Origin of the sequence: Synechococcus sp. MIT S1220, from assembly GCF_047303025.1 — a bacterium.
GTDB lineage: Bacteria > Cyanobacteriota > Cyanobacteriia > PCC-6307 > Cyanobiaceae > Parasynechococcus.
In genome coordinates this window covers 386,215-402,448 of sequence record NZ_CP138939.1, presented here as the reverse complement: position 1 = coordinate 402,448, position 16,234 = coordinate 386,215, and the positions used below count along the sequence as shown (strand labels likewise).

The window sequence follows — 16,234 nt, the reverse complement described above, 5'->3', positions numbered from 1 at the left end:
CATCTGCCCTCCTGCACTCCTTCGCAATGCTGAGCGCCTACCGCGAGCTGGCCGCCGATCGGGAAGCCCAGGGCATTCCCCCACTGCCACTCAATCCTGAGCAGACCAAAAGCCTGACGGACTTGCTGCAAAACCCTCCCGCAGGTGAAGAGGATGTGCTCCTGACCCTTCTGAGCGAAAGGATTCCGCCTGGCGTGGATGAAGCGGCTTATGTCAAAGCAACATGGCTCAGCGCCGTCGCACAAGGTGAGGTGATCAGCCCCCTCGTGACGCCTCTGGACGCTGTCCGACTGCTTGGCACGATGGTGGGTGGATACAACGTGGCCGCACTGATCGAGCTGCTTCAGAGCGGAGATGAGCAGCTGGCGAGCAGTGCTGCAAATGCTCTAAGCAAAACGCTGCTGGTGTATGACGCTTTTAACGAAGTGATGGACCTGGCAGCAAGCAACCGCTTTGCCCAACAGGTCGTGGACAGCTGGGCTGCAGCCGAATGGTTCACCTGCCGGCCCGAGCTCGCCACTGAAATCACCGTGACGGTGTTCAAGGTGGATGGTGAAACCAATACCGATGATCTTTCCCCTGCGACCCACGCCACCACTCGACCGGACATTCCTCTCCACGCTCTGGCGATGCTGGAGACCCGTGACCCGGAAGGCCTAGTAACTATCGCGGCCCTTAAACAGAAGGGATATCCAGTCGCCTACGTGGGAGATGTGGTGGGCACGGGCAGCTCCCGGAAGAGCGCCATCAATTCCGTGCTGTGGCACACCGGCGATGACATCCCTTTCGTCCCCAACAAGCGAGCTGGCGGCGTGATTCTCGGCGGCAAGATCGCCCCGATCTTCTTCAACACCGCAGAAGATTCCGGCGCCTTGCCGATCGAATGCGACGTCACAGAACTGAAGACCGGAGATGTCATCACCATTCGCCCCCACGCCGGAACGATTGAACGCGACGGGGCCATGGTGAGCCGGTTTGAGCTCAAGCCCACCACGATCAGCGATGAGGTGCGCGCCGGCGGACGCATTCCCCTGATGATCGGGAGGGCGCTTACAGACAAAGTGCGCGCCAAGCTTGGCCTTGATCCGACGGATCTGTTCATCCGTCCCAGCGCACCGGCGGATACCGGCAAAGGTTTCACACTTGCCCAAAAAATGGTGGGCAAAGCCTGCGGACTGGTGGGGGTACGACCCGGCACCAGCTGCGAACCGCTGATGACCACCGTCGGCTCCCAGGACACCACCGGTCCGATGACCAGGGATGAGATGAAAGAGCTCGCCTGTCTGGGCTTCTCCTCCGACCTGGTGATGCAGAGCTTCTGTCACACCGCTGCGTACCCGAAACCAGTGGACCTTCAGACCCAGAAGGATCTGCCGGACTTCTTTGCTCAAAGAGGGGGTGTCGCTTTACGCCCCGGTGACGGCATCATCCACAGCTGGCTGAACCGCATGCTGCTGCCAGACACAGTCGGCACGGGCGGCGACAGTCACACCCGATTCCCCCTCGGCATTTCCTTCCCGGGTGGTTCAGGAGTGGTGGCATTCGCAGCTGCCATCGGTGCCATGCCCCTAGACATGCCGGAGTCTGTGCTCGTGCGTTTCAGCGGGTCTCTGCAGCCTGGGGTCACCCTCCGCGATGTCGTGAATGCGATCCCCTGGGTGGCCATCCAAAAAGGCCTGCTCACCGTTGAAAAGTCCAACAAGAAAAATCTGTTCAACGGGCGAATCATGGAGATTGAGGGTCTCCCCGACCTGAAACTAGAGCAGGCCTTTGAACTCACCGATGCCAGTGCAGAGCGCTCCTGCGCCGGTTGCACGATCAAGCTCTCTGAAGAGACCGTGAGCGAGTATCTGCGCAGCAATGTGGCGTTGCTGAAAAACATGATCGCCCGGGGCTACAGCGATGCGGGAACGCTGGCGCGCCGGATCAAAGGCATGGAGGACTGGCTGGCCAAACCCCAGCTGCTGAGCGCTGATGCTGACGCCGAATACGCCGAAGTTCTAGAGATCAATCTGGATGAACTCACCGAACCTGTGGTGGCCTGTCCCAATGATCCGGACAACGTGAAGCTGCTCAGCGAGGTGGCTGGTGACGCCGTCCAGGAGGTGTTCATCGGCTCTTGCATGACCAACATCGGCCACTACCGCGCTGCGGCGAAGGTGCTTGAAGGAGCTGGCAGCAACAAAGCACGCCTCTGGGTTTGCCCGCCCACGCGCATGGACGAGGAAACGCTGAAGAATGAGGGGTACTACTCCACCTTCGAAGCGGCCGGTTCCCGCATGGAGATGCCGGGTTGTTCCCTTTGCATGGGTAATCAGGCCAGAGTTGACGACGACACAACCGTGTTTTCCACCAGCACCCGTAATTTCAACAACCGCCTCGGCAAAGGTGCCCAGGTGTACCTGGGGAGTGCGGAACTGGCCGCGGTCTGCGCTCTGCTCGGTCGCATCCCCACACCAGAGGATTACCGATCCATCGCCGCCGAGAAAATCGACCCCCTTTCCAGCGAGCTGTATCGCTATCTCAACTTTGATCAGATCGATGGATTTGAAGACCAGGGCCGGGTGGTGAGTGAGGAGCAAGAGGCCGAAGTCCTCGCCGAAGTCTGACCAAAGGCCATTCAGTCGAAACCGTGCCCTCTCTGAGCGAACCCAAGCAACGTCGTCACCACCTCGGCTCCAGCCGAAGCATTCGCAAGCTGCTGGAACGGAAATGGCTGGTGGTGGTTCTGGCCCTTGCTCTCACGGGCCTGGGTGCAGCGATCACGGGGCTGCTGTTCAAAAGCGGAATGAATCTGCTGCGGGATTGGCGACTCGACCTCCTCAAAGACCTACCGGCCTGGGTCGTTCTCCCCGCTCTTGGAGCCTTTGGAGGGCTGGTCTCCGGCTGGCTGGTCACCAACCTGGCTCCAGCCGCCGGCGGTGCCGGTATCACCCACATCATGGGTTTTCTGCGGCACCGGTCCGTGCCGATGGGATTACGGGTTGGACTGGTGAAACTGGTCGCCGGCATCATTGCCATCGGTTGCGGATTTCCGCTTGGTCCAGAGGGACCTTCAGTCCAAATGGGGGGGTCCGTAGCCTGGAAGATGTCCCGCTGGTTGCGGGCACCTGTGGCCTTCCGCCGTGTGATCGTTGCCGCGGGCGGCGGCGCCGGTATCGCTGCGGTGTTCAGCGCACCGATCGGCGGTTTTATCTATGCGATTGAAGAGCTGCTGCATTCGGCAAGGCCGGTGGTGCTGCTGCTCGTCCTCATCACCACGTTTTCTGCAGACACCTGGGCAGATGTCATTGGCTTCCTTGGATTGGGATCAAGCGCCGGTGGCCTCAGCAGCACCCTTGGTTTCCAGCTGGAGCGGGAATACACACCTCTGATCAGGTTCCTACCCGTTGATGTCATCTATTTGGTCGTGCTCGGTGCTGTGATCGGATTGCTGGCTGAGCTCTACTGCCGTTATGTGTTGACAATGCAACGGCAAGCCAACCGTTGGTTCGGAGACCGACTGATCCTGCGCATGACTCTGTGCGGTCTTGTGCTCGGCTGCGTGTATGCCGCGCTGCCGAACACTTTTCACAACCCCTCAGAACTTGAACATCAGATTGCCGATGGCGCAGCTGATATCTCCCTAGCGATGACCAGCTTCGTGGTGCTGTTCTTCAGCACTGGTCTGGCAGCGGCCTCAGGCGCTCCGGGTGGACTGTTCATGCCGATGCTCACCCTTGGAGGATCGATCGGTCTGGCCTGTGGAGGCTGGATGGAAGCACTCACCGGCTATGCACCCACCACCTATGTGTTCGCCGGCATGGGTGCCTTTGTGGCGGGATGCTCCCGCACACCGATCTCTGCAATGTTCCTCGCCTTTGCCCTTACCAAGGATCTTCTGATCCTCAAACCAATCCTTGTGGCATGCCTGATGAGTTTCGTTGTGGCACGGATCTTCAATCAACACTCGATCTACGAGCGCCAGATGGGAATGGAACTGGCCGTGGAAGAAACGCTTGAACGTCGTCTGGAACGCCATCGCCGGCCCTTCATACCCCCCGCACCTCCAACAGCTCCAGACCACTGAACCAGGAAACTCTGCTCTTTGATCCGGTCCTGCCGGAGCCCAACGCCCTGCAGGCGGTCCTGGCCTTCCCCAGTACCTATTCCGTAGGGATCACCAGCCTGGGCTATCAGATTATTTGGGCGACCCTTGCACGTCGCAGCGATGTGGACGTGCGCCGCTTGTTCACCGATCAGGGTGATCCACTGCCACGCCATTGCGACCTCTTCGGTCTATCCCTCAGCTGGGAACTGGATGGACCGGTGCTCCCGGAGCTGCTGCGCAACCAACGGATTCCCATCTGGGCCGTGGAACGCAAGGACAACGACCCGATCGTGTTCGGTGGCGGACCTGTGCTCACAGCAAACCCTGAACCACTCGCGCCCTTTTTTGACGCAGTGCTGCTCGGCGATGGCGAACTGCTGCTCCCCGCTTTTATCGATGCCTTGCAAGGGTGCAGGAACGAGCCACGAGCCAGACGGCTGCAAACACTCGCCAAGGTGCCGGGCGTCTATGTGCCATCGCTGTATGCCCCCCGCTACGACGCCGACGGGAGTCTCCTGGCCGTGGAACCGTTGAACTCCGAGATTCCCGCGCTGGTGGAGAAGCAGACCTGGCGTGGCAACACCCTCAGCCACTCCACGGTGGTGACGCCGGAGGCCGCCTGGCCAGACATCCACATGGTGGAGGTGGTGCGAAGCTGTCCGGAACTGTGCCGCTTCTGCCTAGCGAGCTATTTGACACTGCCCTTCCGGACCCCATCCCTTGATGACGGACTGATTCCTGCCGTTGAAAAAGGACTCACCGCAACGCGGAGGCTGGGCCTGCTCGGCGCCTCCGTGACCCAGCATCCGCAATTCAGCGATCTGCTCCATTGGCTCGACCAGGACCGGTTTGATGACACCCGCATCAGTGTCAGTTCCGTGCGCGCCGCAACAGTGACTCCAGAACTGGGACGAATTCTCGCCAAACGCGGTAGTCGATCGCTCACGATCGCGATCGAAAGTGGAAGTGAACGGATACGGGAGGTGGTGAACAAAAAGCTGACCACGGAAGCCATCCATGCAGCGGCCCGTCACGCCAAACAAGGTGGCCTCTCCGGACTGAAGCTCTACGGCATGGTCGGCCTGCCGACGGAGTCCGACGATGATGTCGAGGCAACGGGCGAGCTGCTGCTGGCCCTGAAAAAAAACACCAGTGGCCTGCGCTTCACCCTTGGTGTGAGCACGTTTGTACCGAAAGCCCAAACGCCCTTCCAATGGCAGGGGGTGCGGCCCGAAGCGGAGAAACGGCTGAAGCGCCTTGCCAAGACACTGAAACCGAAAGGGATTGAGTTCCGACCGGAAAGTTATGGCTGGAGCGTGATTCAAGCTCTGTTGTCCCGCAGCGATCGTCGTCTTGCACCGGTCATCGCTGCCGTTGGCGAGGGGCGCGAAAGCATGGGTGGCTGGAAGAAGACCTACCGCGCCGCTTTAAACGGCGAGCTGAAACCGATCCCTGGTCCGGATCTACCCGCTCCCCCGCCGTGGGCAACGGTGATCCATGAGGAATGGGATCAAAATTGCACCTTGCCCTGGATCCACCTCAGGGGTCCGCTGACTCCGGCAAAACTGCGGGAGCATCACGATCAAGCCCTGAACCAGACCAGCTCTCCTGGTTGAAGCCGCAGAGTCCAGCAAGCAAGACCCAACCGAGAATGTTCAGGCGACTGTCGAAAAACGGAAGATCGCTGGCGTGCATAGCAACCATCACCAACGTGGCCGCCCACCAGGCACGGTCCATCGTCGCGGACCGGAGGATCCCCTGACGCAATGCCAAAACGAGAAGCGCCAGCACCACGCTCACCACAAGAACAGTCACGGGCAGACCATGGCTCACACCTAACTCCAGAGGGAGGTTGTGGGAATGGCCATGCCATTTCCTCTGAGCGTGAATCGGATATAAAACACTGAATGCGGCTGCTCCCCAACCCAACCATGGACGCTGGGCAATGAGATCCAGCCCAAACCGCCACTGAGCAAGCCTGGTGAGGCTGCCAGTGGCCTGCTTTTCAAGCAACCGTTGACGAACACTGTCTGGCAAGAGGTCTGCCGCCCACTGCTGCAAGCCCGTGGGTGCCCCGGGCCAGACAATCAACCAGATCGGTGCAGTCGCCAAGAGCAGCAGGGGAAAAAGCCAACCCCACTGCAACGGCCCCAGCACCCAGGGCAGCGCCACCATCAACGCGGCCATGGCATTGCGGGAACGGGTGAGGATCACAGCAGCCACGATCAAAGCTGACAGAAGCAGCGCCAGTGCTCGACACCAGCGGGCATCACGACGATGCAGCACGGCAGCCAGCGCAAAGGGCCAGATCACACCGAGCCAAGCTCCAGCCACGTTGGCGTAATCAAACAAACCGGAGAGTCGACCTTCGGGCTGACCACCCGGACCGAGAAACCAGATGATTGCACCTCCCAGACATTGCCAGGGACCGGACCAGCCAAACAGCATTTGACCGAAACCGGTCACCAACACCGGCACCGTTCCAGCCAGCAGCCATCGAGCGGCGCGCTGCCTCCGTTCAACGCAGTCCAGGAACGGCCGAAACGCCCAAAATCCCCAAAAGAACGGAATCCAATTGGCGAGGCCAGCCCAAGCCAGGCCGCCGGTCTCCGCCATGCAAGCACCGATCACCATCAGGACCGAGGCAAGAAGCAGTGGCACCATCCAGCGGTCCTGCCAAAGACTGGGTTGACGGCCTCGACTGCCCGCAACGCAGGACACGAACAGAGGAATCGCTGCCAACAACGCGCTGGACGGCAACAAAAACAAACCCGCCTGGAACGCCAGCCAACCCGGTCCACCACTAAGGGGAGCGCGGCTGATCACGCGAAAACGGCGGTTCGGCCCCGATACACCATGACTTGACGCCGCAAGTGAAGACGCAACGCTCGCGCCAGTGCCATGCGTTCGGTGTCACGGCCTTTCCTGATCAGGTCGTCCACCTCGTCCCTGTGACTCACAGGAACAGTGGTCTGCTCAATGATCGGGCCGTCATCCAGTTCTTCGGTCACGTAATGAGCCGTGGCACCGATGAGCTTGACGCCCCGCTCCCAGGCGCGGTGGTACGGCCGAGCTCCCTTGAAGGCCGGCAGAAAGGAATGGTGAATGTTGATCACCATTGGAAAACGACTGAGGAAATCGCCGCTCAGAACCTGCATGTATTTGGCCAGAACTGCCAGCTCGACACCGTTTTCATCCAGCAACCCAAGAATCCGTTCCTCCGCCTCTTGTTTGTGATCAGGAGATGTGGGAACGCAGATGAAACGAACGCCAAAGCTGGAACACAGTGCTTCCAGATCCGGGTGATTGGAGATCACCAGAGGCACCTGCATTGGCAATTCACCGCTCTGGACGCGCCAGAGCAGATCGAACAGGCAATGACTCTGACGACTGACGAGGATGGCGACCTTAGGTAAATCATCCGAGAAATGCAGCTCGGCCTGGCCCTCAAGACGCTCCGCCAATGCACTCGCTGCAGCGGGAAGGGCTTCCCGTGGGATCCCGAAGCCATCAAGCTGCCATTCAATCCGACTGAGAAACAGACCTGCTCCGGCATCAGTGTGGTGATCGGCATGATGGATGTTGCCGCCATTGGCAGCCACCCAACCCGCCAATTCGCTCACCAATCCGGGTCGATCCGGACAGATCAGCTGAAGGATGATCGTCGCGGAGCTCACGGAAATGCTCTTAAAAACAGATTCTCCCGCGGCAGCGGAGCTGGTTAAAGTCCCTCGACATCTTCATTTCACCATGCTGAACGCCCTCCGAAAAGTTGCTGCGTTCTGCCTATGCATCGCCCTCGGACTGGGCCTGATCACGCCGGCACCGTCCTTCGCGGATTCCTTCAAGCCTGCTGACCTCGCCGTGATCCGCCGTCAAGCTGCCGCATTCAAGGCTGCAGAGCAACGGTTACCGGAACTGGCTCGTCTTGTGAGTAATGACGACTGGACCTACACACGCAACATGATTCACGGGCCGATGCAGGAAGTCGGTCGAGAGATGCTCTACATCAACCAGCGACTCGATCGGTCGCAGAAGAAGGAGGCGACCAAACTCGCCGCCAACCTCAAAAATGCCCTCGCGGACCTCGATGAGGCTGCCCGTTTGCAGGATTCCAACTGCATGCAAAAGGCCTACAGCGCTGTGGCATCTGGGTTTGATGCCTACTCGGCCTTTATTCCCAGTGAGGCTCTGAGCTGAATCGCTCCGTTGCCATCATCGGTGCCGGTGCCGTTGGCGCCGGTTCCGCCTGGCACCTCAGCCGGAATGGTCATGAGGTCACCCTGTTTGACCCACGGCTTTCCGAAGCGTGCGATCGCACGACCAAGCCAAACGGTCTGAACGGAACAACCGCTTCGCTTGGCGTATTGATGGGGAATGTCTTCCGCAGGTCCAGTGGCCGCGGCTGGCGACTGAGACGCTCCAGCATGACCCTATGGCCCAGTTGGATCGAAACACTCCAACCATTCGCGCCCGAACTCAGATTCCAGTCTCCACTGCTGCAGCTGGCTGAAGATTCCAGCGCTTTTGAACGGCAGCGGCAGCTGGTGGAGCAACGACCAGAATTGGGTCTCGAATTGGTCAGGGCTGAACATTGCCCACTCCCCTGCGCGGGAGGGCTTCGATCCGCTGAGGACGGATGGATCAATCCCCTGGTTCTTCAAAAAGCGCTGAGACAGGCAATCCACCAAGGTCCGATCCAGCAGAAGAACGTAAAGGTCTGCCGATTGAGCCGAGAACGAGTGAAGGCTGGATCGCTGTGGCGCATCGAGAGCGACGATGGAGACAGCAGCCTCCACGCAGCTGTTGTGATCTGCTCGGCCCTTGACAGTGCAGCACTCCTCGAACCACTCGGCCATCAACGTCCCATGTCTGCTGTCCTCGGTCAGGTGCTGGCACTCGAACTCGATGCCCCCCCCAAAAACTGGAACACATGGCCAGCGGTACTGGTTCACAAGGGTTTCAACCTGATCCCAACGGGACCCTGCACGCTGCTGCTGGGGGCCACGCTGGAACCTGGAGAGCAGGCAGATCCCACCCATTTGAGCGCGATGCAACGCCTCCTGGGTAAAGCAACGGATTGGATCGAGCGAGCGAAGGTCTCCGGTTCTTGGTGCGGCCTGCGGGCACGGCCCGTCGATCGGGCCGCACCAATGCTGGAAATGCTCGAGCCTGGACTAATCCTGGCGACTGGACATTATCGAAATGGCGTGCTGTTGACCCCGGCAACAGCAGAATGGATCAAGGACCAGCTGGATGACTTGATGGAAACCAATTTTTAACCTGCCCCTAAAGAGTTCTTAAACAAGAAAATACAAACATCGCTTTATTTTGTATCGACAAATACAAGTGCTGAATTCTCCTTCCATCATTCATGAACTCACCCAACGCTTTGAAGGCACTTGCTTCCCTCGCTTGTCTCTCTGCCAGCATGACGATGACGTCGTGCTCTGGAGGCGAAGAACAAGCCACCAGCAAGCTCTCCGGCGCTGGCGCCTCCTTTCCAGCCGCGATCTATCAGCGCTGGTTCCAGGAACTGAATAATGAAGGGATCACCGTTAATTATCAATCGATTGGATCGGGTGCAGGGATTCGACAATTCACCGCAGAAACGGTTGATTTCGGAGCTTCCGACAAACCAATGAAAGACGAAGAGATCGCCAAAATCAGCCGTGGCGTTCTTCAAATTCCAATGACAGCTGGAGCCATTGCTGTGGCTTACAACCTCGACGGCTGTGATCTGAAACTAAACCAGGAACAACTCGCGAACATTTTCCTTGGAAAGATCAAGAACTTCAGTGAATTGGGATGTTCTGATCAGGCGATCACAGTCGTTCATCGCTCGGATGGATCCGGCACCACCTATAACTTCACCAAACATCTCTCGGCAATCAACAACACCTGGAAGAACGACATTGGAGCCGACAAAACAGTCAATTGGCCGACAGGTGTCGGCTCCAAAGGCAATGAAGGAGTCTCGGCCCAGTTGAATCAAATCACAGGTGGAATTGGTTACGTTGAGTCAGCTTATGTGAAAGGTCAATTACAAGCTGCAGCCGTCACCAATGCCTCTGGCGAATCGGTCAAGCCAACACAAGAAAGTGAAAGCAAAGCGCTTGGTTCTATTGATATCGGACCAAATTTAATCGGAGGAAACCCAAATCCAGACAGGGGATATCCGATCGTGACCTTCACATGGATCCTGGCCTATGAGACCGGAAATGGTGACAGAGCAAGCGCATTGAAGAAAACATTCGAATATATGCTTTCCAACGAATCCCAATCCAAAGCTCCAGGCCTTGGCTATGTGAGCCTGCCCGAAAGTGTGATTACTCAATCCTTGGCAGCTGTTCAGAAGATCGGCGAGTAGTCGTTCGGATCACCCAGAACCATCAACAAAACAAGGGGGGCCTAGGCCCCCCTTGTTCATGAAATTCAGTCGCCAGACCTCACTTGGTTTCGGTGAATTCTGCGTCGATCACATCATCAGCTGATCCATCGGACGTTCCGTTTGCACCAGCAGAAGACGCACCCGCATCAGAATCGCCTCCAGGCGCCGCAGCACCTTCAGCACCGGCCTGCTGATAAACGGAGGCACCCACGGTGTAAAGCTCCTGCTGGAGCTCTTCCAAGAGGGTCTTCATCGCGTCGTAGTCCTCTTTCTCAGTGGCTTCCTTCAACTTGAGACGCTTCTCCTCAAGCTTTGCCTTCGCATCGGCATCCACCTTATCGCCCAGCTCGCCCATCTGCTTTTCAGCTTGATAAACGAGGGTTTCGGCCTGATTCTTCAGGTCGATGCGCTCACGCTTCTCCTTGTCGGCGCTTGCATTGGCTTCAGCATCCTTCACCATTTTGTCGACTTCGGTATCCGACAGGGTGGAGGCCCCGGTGATTGAGATGGACTGCTCCTTACCACTGCCCTTGTCTTTGGCGGTGACACTGAGAATGCCGTTGGCATCGATATCGAAGGTCACTTCAATCTGAGGCACACCACGCGGCGCCGGAGGAATGCCATCCAGCCGGAAGGTTCCGAGACTCTTGTTATCGGAAGCCATTTCGCGCTCGCCCTGAAGCACGTGGATCTCCACATTGGTCTGGCCATCCACTGCGGTGGAGTAGGTCTCCGACTTTTTGGTCGGAACTGTGGTGTTCCTGGAAATCATCTTGGTCATCACTCCGCCAAGCGTCTCAACACCCAGCGATAGAGGCGTGACATCCAACAACAGGATGTCCTTCACCTCACCGGCAAGAACACCACCCTGGATGGCGGCACCAACGGCAACCACTTCGTCGGGATTGACGGTCTGGTTGGGATCTTTGCCGGTGATGCGCTTGACCAGCTCCAGCACGGCCGGGATGCGGGTGGAACCACCCACCATCACGATTTCATCCAGCTCAGACGAGGAGAGCTTGGCGTCCTTAAGCGCCTGCTCCACAGGCATGGCGCAGCGATCGATCAGCTTGGCGGCCAGTTCCTCGAACTTGGCCCGGGTGAGTGTGAGGTCCAGGTGCTTGGGACCCTCAGGGGTTGCCGTGATGAACGGCAGGTTGATCTCGCTCTGGGTGGCATTGGACAGTTCAACCTTGGCCTTCTCGGCAGCTTCGGTCAGACGTTGCAGAGCCTGCTTGTCCTGACGCAGGTCGATACCTTCGTTCGACTTGAAAGTCTCTGCCAGTTGGTCGACGATCACTTTGTCGAAGTCGTCGCCGCCGAGGTGGGTGTCACCGGCGGTTGAGAGCACCTCAAATACGCCGTCACCGACTTCCAGAACGGAGACGTCAAACGTGCCACCACCCAGGTCGAAAACCAGAATTCGCTCGTTGCTCTTTTTATCGAGGCCGTAGGCAAGAGCTGCAGCCGTTGGCTCGTTGATGATCCTCAGAACCTCCAGGCCGGCAATCTTGCCGGCGTCCTTGGTGGCCTGGCGCTGGGAATCGTTGAAATAAGCAGGAACGGTGATCACCGCCTGGGTGACGGTCTCGCCGAGGTACTTGCCGGCATCTTCCGCCAGCTTTCGGAGTACCTGCGCAGACACCTCCTCGGGTGCGAACTGCTTGTCGAGAACCGGACACTTCACCTTGACGTTGGAGCCGGCCTTCTCAACGCCGTAACTCACTTCCTTCGATTCCTCGTTCACCTCGTCAACACGACGTCCGATGAAACGCTTGACGGAATAAAAAGTGTTGTCAGGGTTCATGACCGCCTGGCGTTTGGCGATCTGACCAACAAGCTGGTCCTGATTTTTTGTGTAAGCGACCACTGAGGGCGTGGTGCGGAAGCCCTCGGCGTTGGCGATGACGGTGGGCTTGCCACCCTCCATCACGGAAACGCAGCTGTTCGTGGTGCCAAGGTCAATACCGACAACTTTGCCCATCTGTGCCCACCTCCTGAAGGAACGTCTCTGAACGACGTCATCCTCCACAGGAGAGCAGGGGAACGGCGAGGTGGGGTTCCCGAACAGGCAGGCTGGACGGGCGATCCGGCGACGCCATGATCAACGGCAGCACTGTCCTCTTGGGCCTGCTCGGCAATCCGGTCCGCCATTCGCTGTCACCAGCGATGCAGAACGCCGCTCTCGAAGCGATGGCGATGAACTGGTCGTACCTCACACTCCCCTGTGAGAGCAATGCTCTGGCTGATGTTCTGTCAGGACTCCACGCCGTGGGCTGTCGCGGCCTGAATGTGACCATCCCCCACAAACAATCCGTCGCGGCCCTCTGCAGGGAATTGACGCCGCTGGCGAAGCGCCTCGGTGCCGTGAATACCTTGATTCCACTGGAATCGGACGGATGGCGAGGCACCAACACCGATGTGGAAGGATTTCTTGCTCCTCTCGGCGATCGAAACCGATGGACTGGTCGCCGGGCCATGGTGCTCGGCTGTGGTGGATCAGCTCGAGCGGTTGTCGCAGGTCTTCAAACCCTGAATCTTGAGGAAATCACGGTGGTGGGACGGCGATCCGAAACCTTGGATCCTTTCTTGCGGGATCTCTCGTCAGACCAAGCACCTTTGCAGGGATGCCTAGACGATGACGCCGTGCTCGCAGGAAAAGTCGGCGGGATGGATCTGGTGGTCAACACCACGCCCGTGGGCATGGCCCAGCATGGTGAGGCGGGTGCCATGCCTCTGAATCAAACGATTTGGCCGTTGCTTCCCGCATCAACCACCCTCTACGACCTGATCTACATCCCACGCCCAACCCCATGGTTGGCATGGGGTGCCAAGCGAAACCTCACCTGCATCGATGGCCTTGAAATGTTGGTCCAACAGGGTGCGGCCTCGCTCAGGTTATGGAGCGGCCGCGACGATGTCCCCGTTTCCGTTATGCGCTCGGCAGCTGAAACGGCTTTAAAGCCTTAGCGTCAATGCAGTCGATCCAGATGCCTTTGGAAATCCCGGTCTGGCAGAGGCTGCTTGGTGTGCTCGTCTACCTCCTGCCCTGGAGCGATGCAATCAAATTCGGTTTGGTGCCCGGCGGATTGTTCATCGATTATCCAATTCTTCAACTACTGATCCTGCCGGCCCAGCCCATCCTGCTGTTGCAGCAGATCGTGCCATTTGGATTCGGCTCACTGCTGCTGTTCTTTGTGCTGTTCCTGGCGGTTGTCCGCAATCCCGAGGTGCCCTACTTCCTGCGGTTCAACACCCTGCAGGCTCTCCTGACAGACATCGTGCTCGTTTTGCTGAGCTTTGCCTTCAGCATGCTGCTCAGGCCGTTGGGAGGTGGAACGCTTCTGATCGGGACCCTCGCCAGCACAGTGCTGCTGGCCGTTCTGGCGATTGTGCTGTTTGCCCTGGTGGAATGCCTACGCGGACGTGAGCCTGACCTGCCCGGCATCAGTCAAGCCGTGCGGATGCAGCTTTACTGAAGAGCGAAGCTGAGAACCCTCAGGAGATAAGGTGTTGGATCCGTCGCTCACCAAGGTGAGCCTGTCGATCCTGTTGACCAGCCCATGACGCTCGAGCCCTATTACGAAACCATGTACATCCTCCGCCCGGATATTCCGGAAGAGGAAGTTGAAAGTCATCTCACCAAATACCGCGACATGCTCGTGGAAACCGGTGCCGAAGTGCTGGACAACCAGATGCGCGGCAAGAGGCGGCTTGCCTATCCGATCGATAAGCACAAAGAAGGCATCTACGTTCAGCTGAGCCACAACGGTGACGGCCAGCACGTGGAAGTGCTTGAAAAAGCGATGCGTCTCAGTGAAGACGTGATCCGGTATCTGACTGTGAAACAGGAAGGTCCTCTGCCAGCTCCCCGGGTGATTCCTGGAAGCGAGCAAGCTGCAGCACAAACCCAAGAGGCTGCAACCAGTCAACCTGCCGGATCGGCGGACTGATCCCGCTTGTGCAGTCCATGGTCGGGCGATACCGTCCAACCATGGACCTCTTTGAATCTAAACATCGAGCGCCGGAACCAGACTGGAGCACGCGAAATATTGACGTCCAGGACGTCCAAGCGCTGCGTGACAAGATCACTGAACTCGAAGAGAGGATCCAGTCGTACGAAACACTGCTTGCTGACCTACCCGAGCTTTTTGAACGCAAGTTCCAGCAGCGACTTGAACCGCTTCTTGAGCGGTATCGACTACTCGCTGAGCAGACTTCCGATCAGAACGCAGGACAACCTGCCCTGGTGAGTGGGGAGATGGGACATGTGATCCGGTTTCCCATTCCCCGCGTGCCAACATTTCTCAGGCGTCGTGACAACTCAGCTTGAGCGCCTTTGAGAGGCGGACCACAAACGGGTCGGTAAACCCCAGACGTAGATGAATCCCTCTGCAGCGCGGTGATCAAACTGATCCTCGCTTCCATACGACGCCATCTCCGGCACGTAAAGGCTGCTGCTGGTCGAACCGCGACCGATCACAGCGGCCGTTCCCTTCTGCAGGCGGAGACGGACAACGCCGTTGACATGATCCTGAGTCCGATCCATGAACCCGTCTAAAGCATCCTTGAGGGGGCCAAACCAGAGTCCCTGATAGACGAGGTCAGCCCACTGCATTTCAAGCTGGCGCTTCGACCGCAGCACATCTGCCGCAAGCGTGAGGCTCTCGAGTTCCTGGTGCGCCTGAATCAGCAACAACAAACCCGGGGTTTCGTAGATCTCACGGGATTTGATTCCAACCACGCGGTTTTCGATCATGTCGAGACGACCGATGCCATGGCGACCAGCGAGGCGGTTCGCCTCCCGGATCATCTCGACCGGACTCAGGGATTGGCCGTTGATCGTGACTGGATTTCCAGCTTCAAAACCAATTTCAATCTCTTCAGCCTGGTCTGGGGCCTGATCAATGGAAACCGTCATGGCGAACACCTCCTCAGATGGAGCCACCATTGGATCCTCCAGGGGACCTGCCTCGATGCTGCGACCCAGCAGGTTTAGATCAATCGAATACGGGGATTTCTTACTGACGGGAGCAGGAATGCCGCAACGTTCGCCATAGGCGATGGTCTCCTCGCGACTCATCCCCCACTCCCGGGCTGGCGTGAGCACCTTGAGGTCCGGCGCTAGAGCGGCAATGGCCACATCAAAACGCACCTGATCGTTGCCCTTGCCGGTGCAGCCATGGGCGACGGCATCGGCTCCGATCTCCCGAGCCACCTCCACCAATCGTCGAGCAATTAGAGGACGCGCCAGCGCAGTCGACAGTGGATAACGACCCTCATAGAGAGCATTGGCCCGGATGGCGGGAAACGCGAATTCCTCAATAAACGGCTGAATCAGATCGCCCACGAGAGACTGACTGGCCCCGGCCTCAAGTGCCTTCGCACGAATCGGCTCCAATTCATCACCCTGACCGAGATCCGCGGCAAAGGTGATCACCTCCTGAATACCCCACTCCTCCTTCAAATACGGAATGCAGACGCTCGTGTCCACTCCACCGGAATAGGCGAGCACCACCTTGTTCGCGCGGCCCATCAACGGCACTCCTGATCTGAATCGACTGATTCTCCCTTCTCACGGTTCAACAACCAGCCACCCAGAAGCAAAGCAGGACTGAACACCAGCAGCAGAACCACAGGCATCGGAGCCAGCAAGGGTTCCGGATGCCAGCGTCCCCAGCTGTGCAGCCCGAAGCTGAACAACGCGGCCGCCCCCCAGCTGATCGCAAGCAGTTGTGCCTTATTCAAGGGTT

15 protein-coding genes are annotated in these 16,234 nt (G+C 58.4%); 10 read left to right on the top strand and 5 right to left on the bottom strand.

Annotated features, from left to right (window positions below; genetic code table 11):
• Positions 1–26: 26 nt before the first annotated feature.
• Genes acnB through SIB64_RS01965 form a run of 3 tightly spaced genes read left to right on the top strand, consistent with a single transcriptional unit; the run spans position 27 to position 5,706 of the window.
• The gene (acnB, locus tag SIB64_RS01975; RefSeq protein ID WP_413441664.1) at positions 27–2,609 is read left to right on the top strand and encodes a bifunctional aconitate hydratase 2/2-methylisocitrate dehydratase; all 2,583 of its coding nucleotides are present in this window, start codon (positions 27–29) and stop codon (positions 2,607–2,609) included.
• Between the two features lie 23 nt (positions 2,610–2,632).
• Positions 2,633–4,069, top strand: a complete 1,437-nt coding sequence (locus SIB64_RS01970) for a ClC family H(+)/Cl(-) exchange transporter (protein ID WP_413441663.1) — start codon at positions 2,633–2,635, stop codon at positions 4,067–4,069.
• Entirely contained in the window at positions 4,066–5,706 is a 1,641-nt protein-coding gene (locus tag SIB64_RS01965) for a B12-binding domain-containing radical SAM protein (RefSeq protein WP_413442826.1), read from the top strand. The genes SIB64_RS01970 and SIB64_RS01965 overlap by 4 nt, the downstream gene beginning before the upstream one ends.
• On the opposite strand, the gene SIB64_RS01960 is transcribed toward SIB64_RS01965, so the two are convergent.
• Together SIB64_RS01960 and purU are read right to left on the bottom strand one after the other, a co-directional pair.
• The gene (locus SIB64_RS01960) at positions 5,630–6,916 is read right to left on the bottom strand and encodes an O-antigen ligase family protein (protein ID WP_413441662.1); all 1,287 of its coding nucleotides are present in this window, start codon (positions 6,914–6,916) and stop codon (positions 5,630–5,632) included. The genes SIB64_RS01965 and SIB64_RS01960 overlap by 77 nt on opposite strands.
• Complete coding sequence (gene purU, locus SIB64_RS01955; protein WP_413441661.1) at positions 6,913–7,767, bottom strand: formyltetrahydrofolate deformylase; 855 nt, start codon at positions 7,765–7,767, stop codon at positions 6,913–6,915. The genes SIB64_RS01960 and purU overlap by 4 nt, the downstream gene beginning before the upstream one ends.
• Before the next feature lie 73 nt (positions 7,768–7,840).
• Here purU and psbQ point away from each other — a divergent pair, with 73 nt between their 5' ends.
• From psbQ to pstS, 3 genes are all read left to right on the top strand, one after another.
• On the top strand, positions 7,841–8,290 hold the full coding sequence (gene psbQ, locus SIB64_RS01950; protein WP_413441660.1) for a photosystem II protein PsbQ: 450 nt from the start codon (positions 7,841–7,843) through the stop codon (positions 8,288–8,290).
• 14 nt (positions 8,291–8,304) lie between these two features.
• Positions 8,305–9,372, top strand: coding sequence for an NAD(P)/FAD-dependent oxidoreductase (locus tag SIB64_RS01945; RefSeq protein WP_413442825.1), 1,068 nt, complete (start codon positions 8,305–8,307; stop codon positions 9,370–9,372).
• Between the two features lie 92 nt (positions 9,373–9,464).
• Complete coding sequence (pstS, locus tag SIB64_RS01940; protein WP_413441659.1) at positions 9,465–10,460, top strand: phosphate ABC transporter substrate-binding protein PstS; 996 nt, start codon at positions 9,465–9,467, stop codon at positions 10,458–10,460.
• Between the two features lie 79 nt (positions 10,461–10,539).
• Here pstS and dnaK read toward each other — a convergent pair whose 3' ends face one another.
• On the bottom strand, positions 10,540–12,465 hold the full coding sequence (gene dnaK / locus SIB64_RS01935; protein WP_413441658.1) for a molecular chaperone DnaK: 1,926 nt from the start codon (positions 12,463–12,465) through the stop codon (positions 10,540–10,542).
• Between the two features lie 116 nt (positions 12,466–12,581).
• Between dnaK and SIB64_RS01930 the strand changes: the two genes are divergently transcribed.
• The 4 genes from SIB64_RS01930 to SIB64_RS01915 all read left to right on the top strand — a co-directional run bounded on the left by SIB64_RS01930 (position 12,582) and on the right by SIB64_RS01915 (position 14,814).
• Positions 12,582–13,451: a shikimate dehydrogenase gene (locus tag SIB64_RS01930; RefSeq protein ID WP_413441657.1), complete on the top strand. Its 870-nt coding sequence runs from the start codon at positions 12,582–12,584 to the stop codon at positions 13,449–13,451.
• Positions 13,452–13,477: 26 nt separating this feature from the next.
• Positions 13,478–13,960 (top strand): Tic20 family protein, encoded by a 483-nt coding sequence (locus tag SIB64_RS01925; protein ID WP_413442824.1) that lies wholly within the window; start codon positions 13,478–13,480, stop codon positions 13,958–13,960.
• A gap of 84 nt (positions 13,961–14,044) precedes the next feature.
• Positions 14,045–14,434: a 30S ribosomal protein S6 gene (rpsF, locus tag SIB64_RS01920; RefSeq protein WP_413441656.1), complete on the top strand. Its 390-nt coding sequence runs from the start codon at positions 14,045–14,047 to the stop codon at positions 14,432–14,434.
• Between the two features lie 41 nt (positions 14,435–14,475).
• A complete protein-coding gene (locus SIB64_RS01915) occupies positions 14,476–14,814 on the top strand; it encodes a hypothetical protein (RefSeq protein ID WP_413441655.1) in 339 nt (112 codons plus the stop codon).
• Here the strand turns inward: SIB64_RS01915 and SIB64_RS01910 are convergent.
• A complete protein-coding gene (locus tag SIB64_RS01910; protein WP_413441654.1) occupies positions 14,806–16,017 on the bottom strand; it encodes an argininosuccinate synthase in 1,212 nt (403 codons plus the stop codon). The two genes, SIB64_RS01915 and SIB64_RS01910, sit on opposite strands and share 9 nt — an antisense overlap.
• Positions 16,017–16,229, bottom strand: a complete 213-nt coding sequence (locus SIB64_RS01905; RefSeq protein WP_413441653.1) for a hypothetical protein — start codon at positions 16,227–16,229, stop codon at positions 16,017–16,019. Before SIB64_RS01905 ends, SIB64_RS01910 begins: the two co-directional genes overlap by 1 nt.
• Between the last annotated feature and the right edge of the window lie 5 nt (positions 16,230–16,234).

Coding starts and splice junctions, on each gene's coding strand:
- acnB (WP_413441664.1), top strand. CDS start 27: ATGCTGAGCGCCTACCGCGAGCTGGCCGCCGATCGGGAAGCCCAGGGC.
- psbQ (WP_413441660.1), top strand. CDS start 7,841: ATGCTGAACGCCCTCCGAAAAGTTGCTGCGTTCTGCCTATGCATCGCC.
- pstS (WP_413441659.1), top strand. CDS start 9,465: ATGAACTCACCCAACGCTTTGAAGGCACTTGCTTCCCTCGCTTGTCTC.
- dnaK (WP_413441658.1), bottom strand. CDS start 12,465: ATGGGCAAAGTTGTCGGTATTGACCTTGGCACCACGAACAGCTGCGTT.
- SIB64_RS01930 (WP_413441657.1), top strand. CDS start 12,582: ATGATCAACGGCAGCACTGTCCTCTTGGGCCTGCTCGGCAATCCGGTC.
- rpsF (WP_413441656.1), top strand. CDS start 14,045: ATGACGCTCGAGCCCTATTACGAAACCATGTACATCCTCCGCCCGGAT.
- SIB64_RS01915 (WP_413441655.1), top strand. CDS start 14,476: ATGGACCTCTTTGAATCTAAACATCGAGCGCCGGAACCAGACTGGAGC.
- SIB64_RS01910 (WP_413441654.1), bottom strand. CDS start 16,017: ATGGGCCGCGCGAACAAGGTGGTGCTCGCCTATTCCGGTGGAGTGGAC.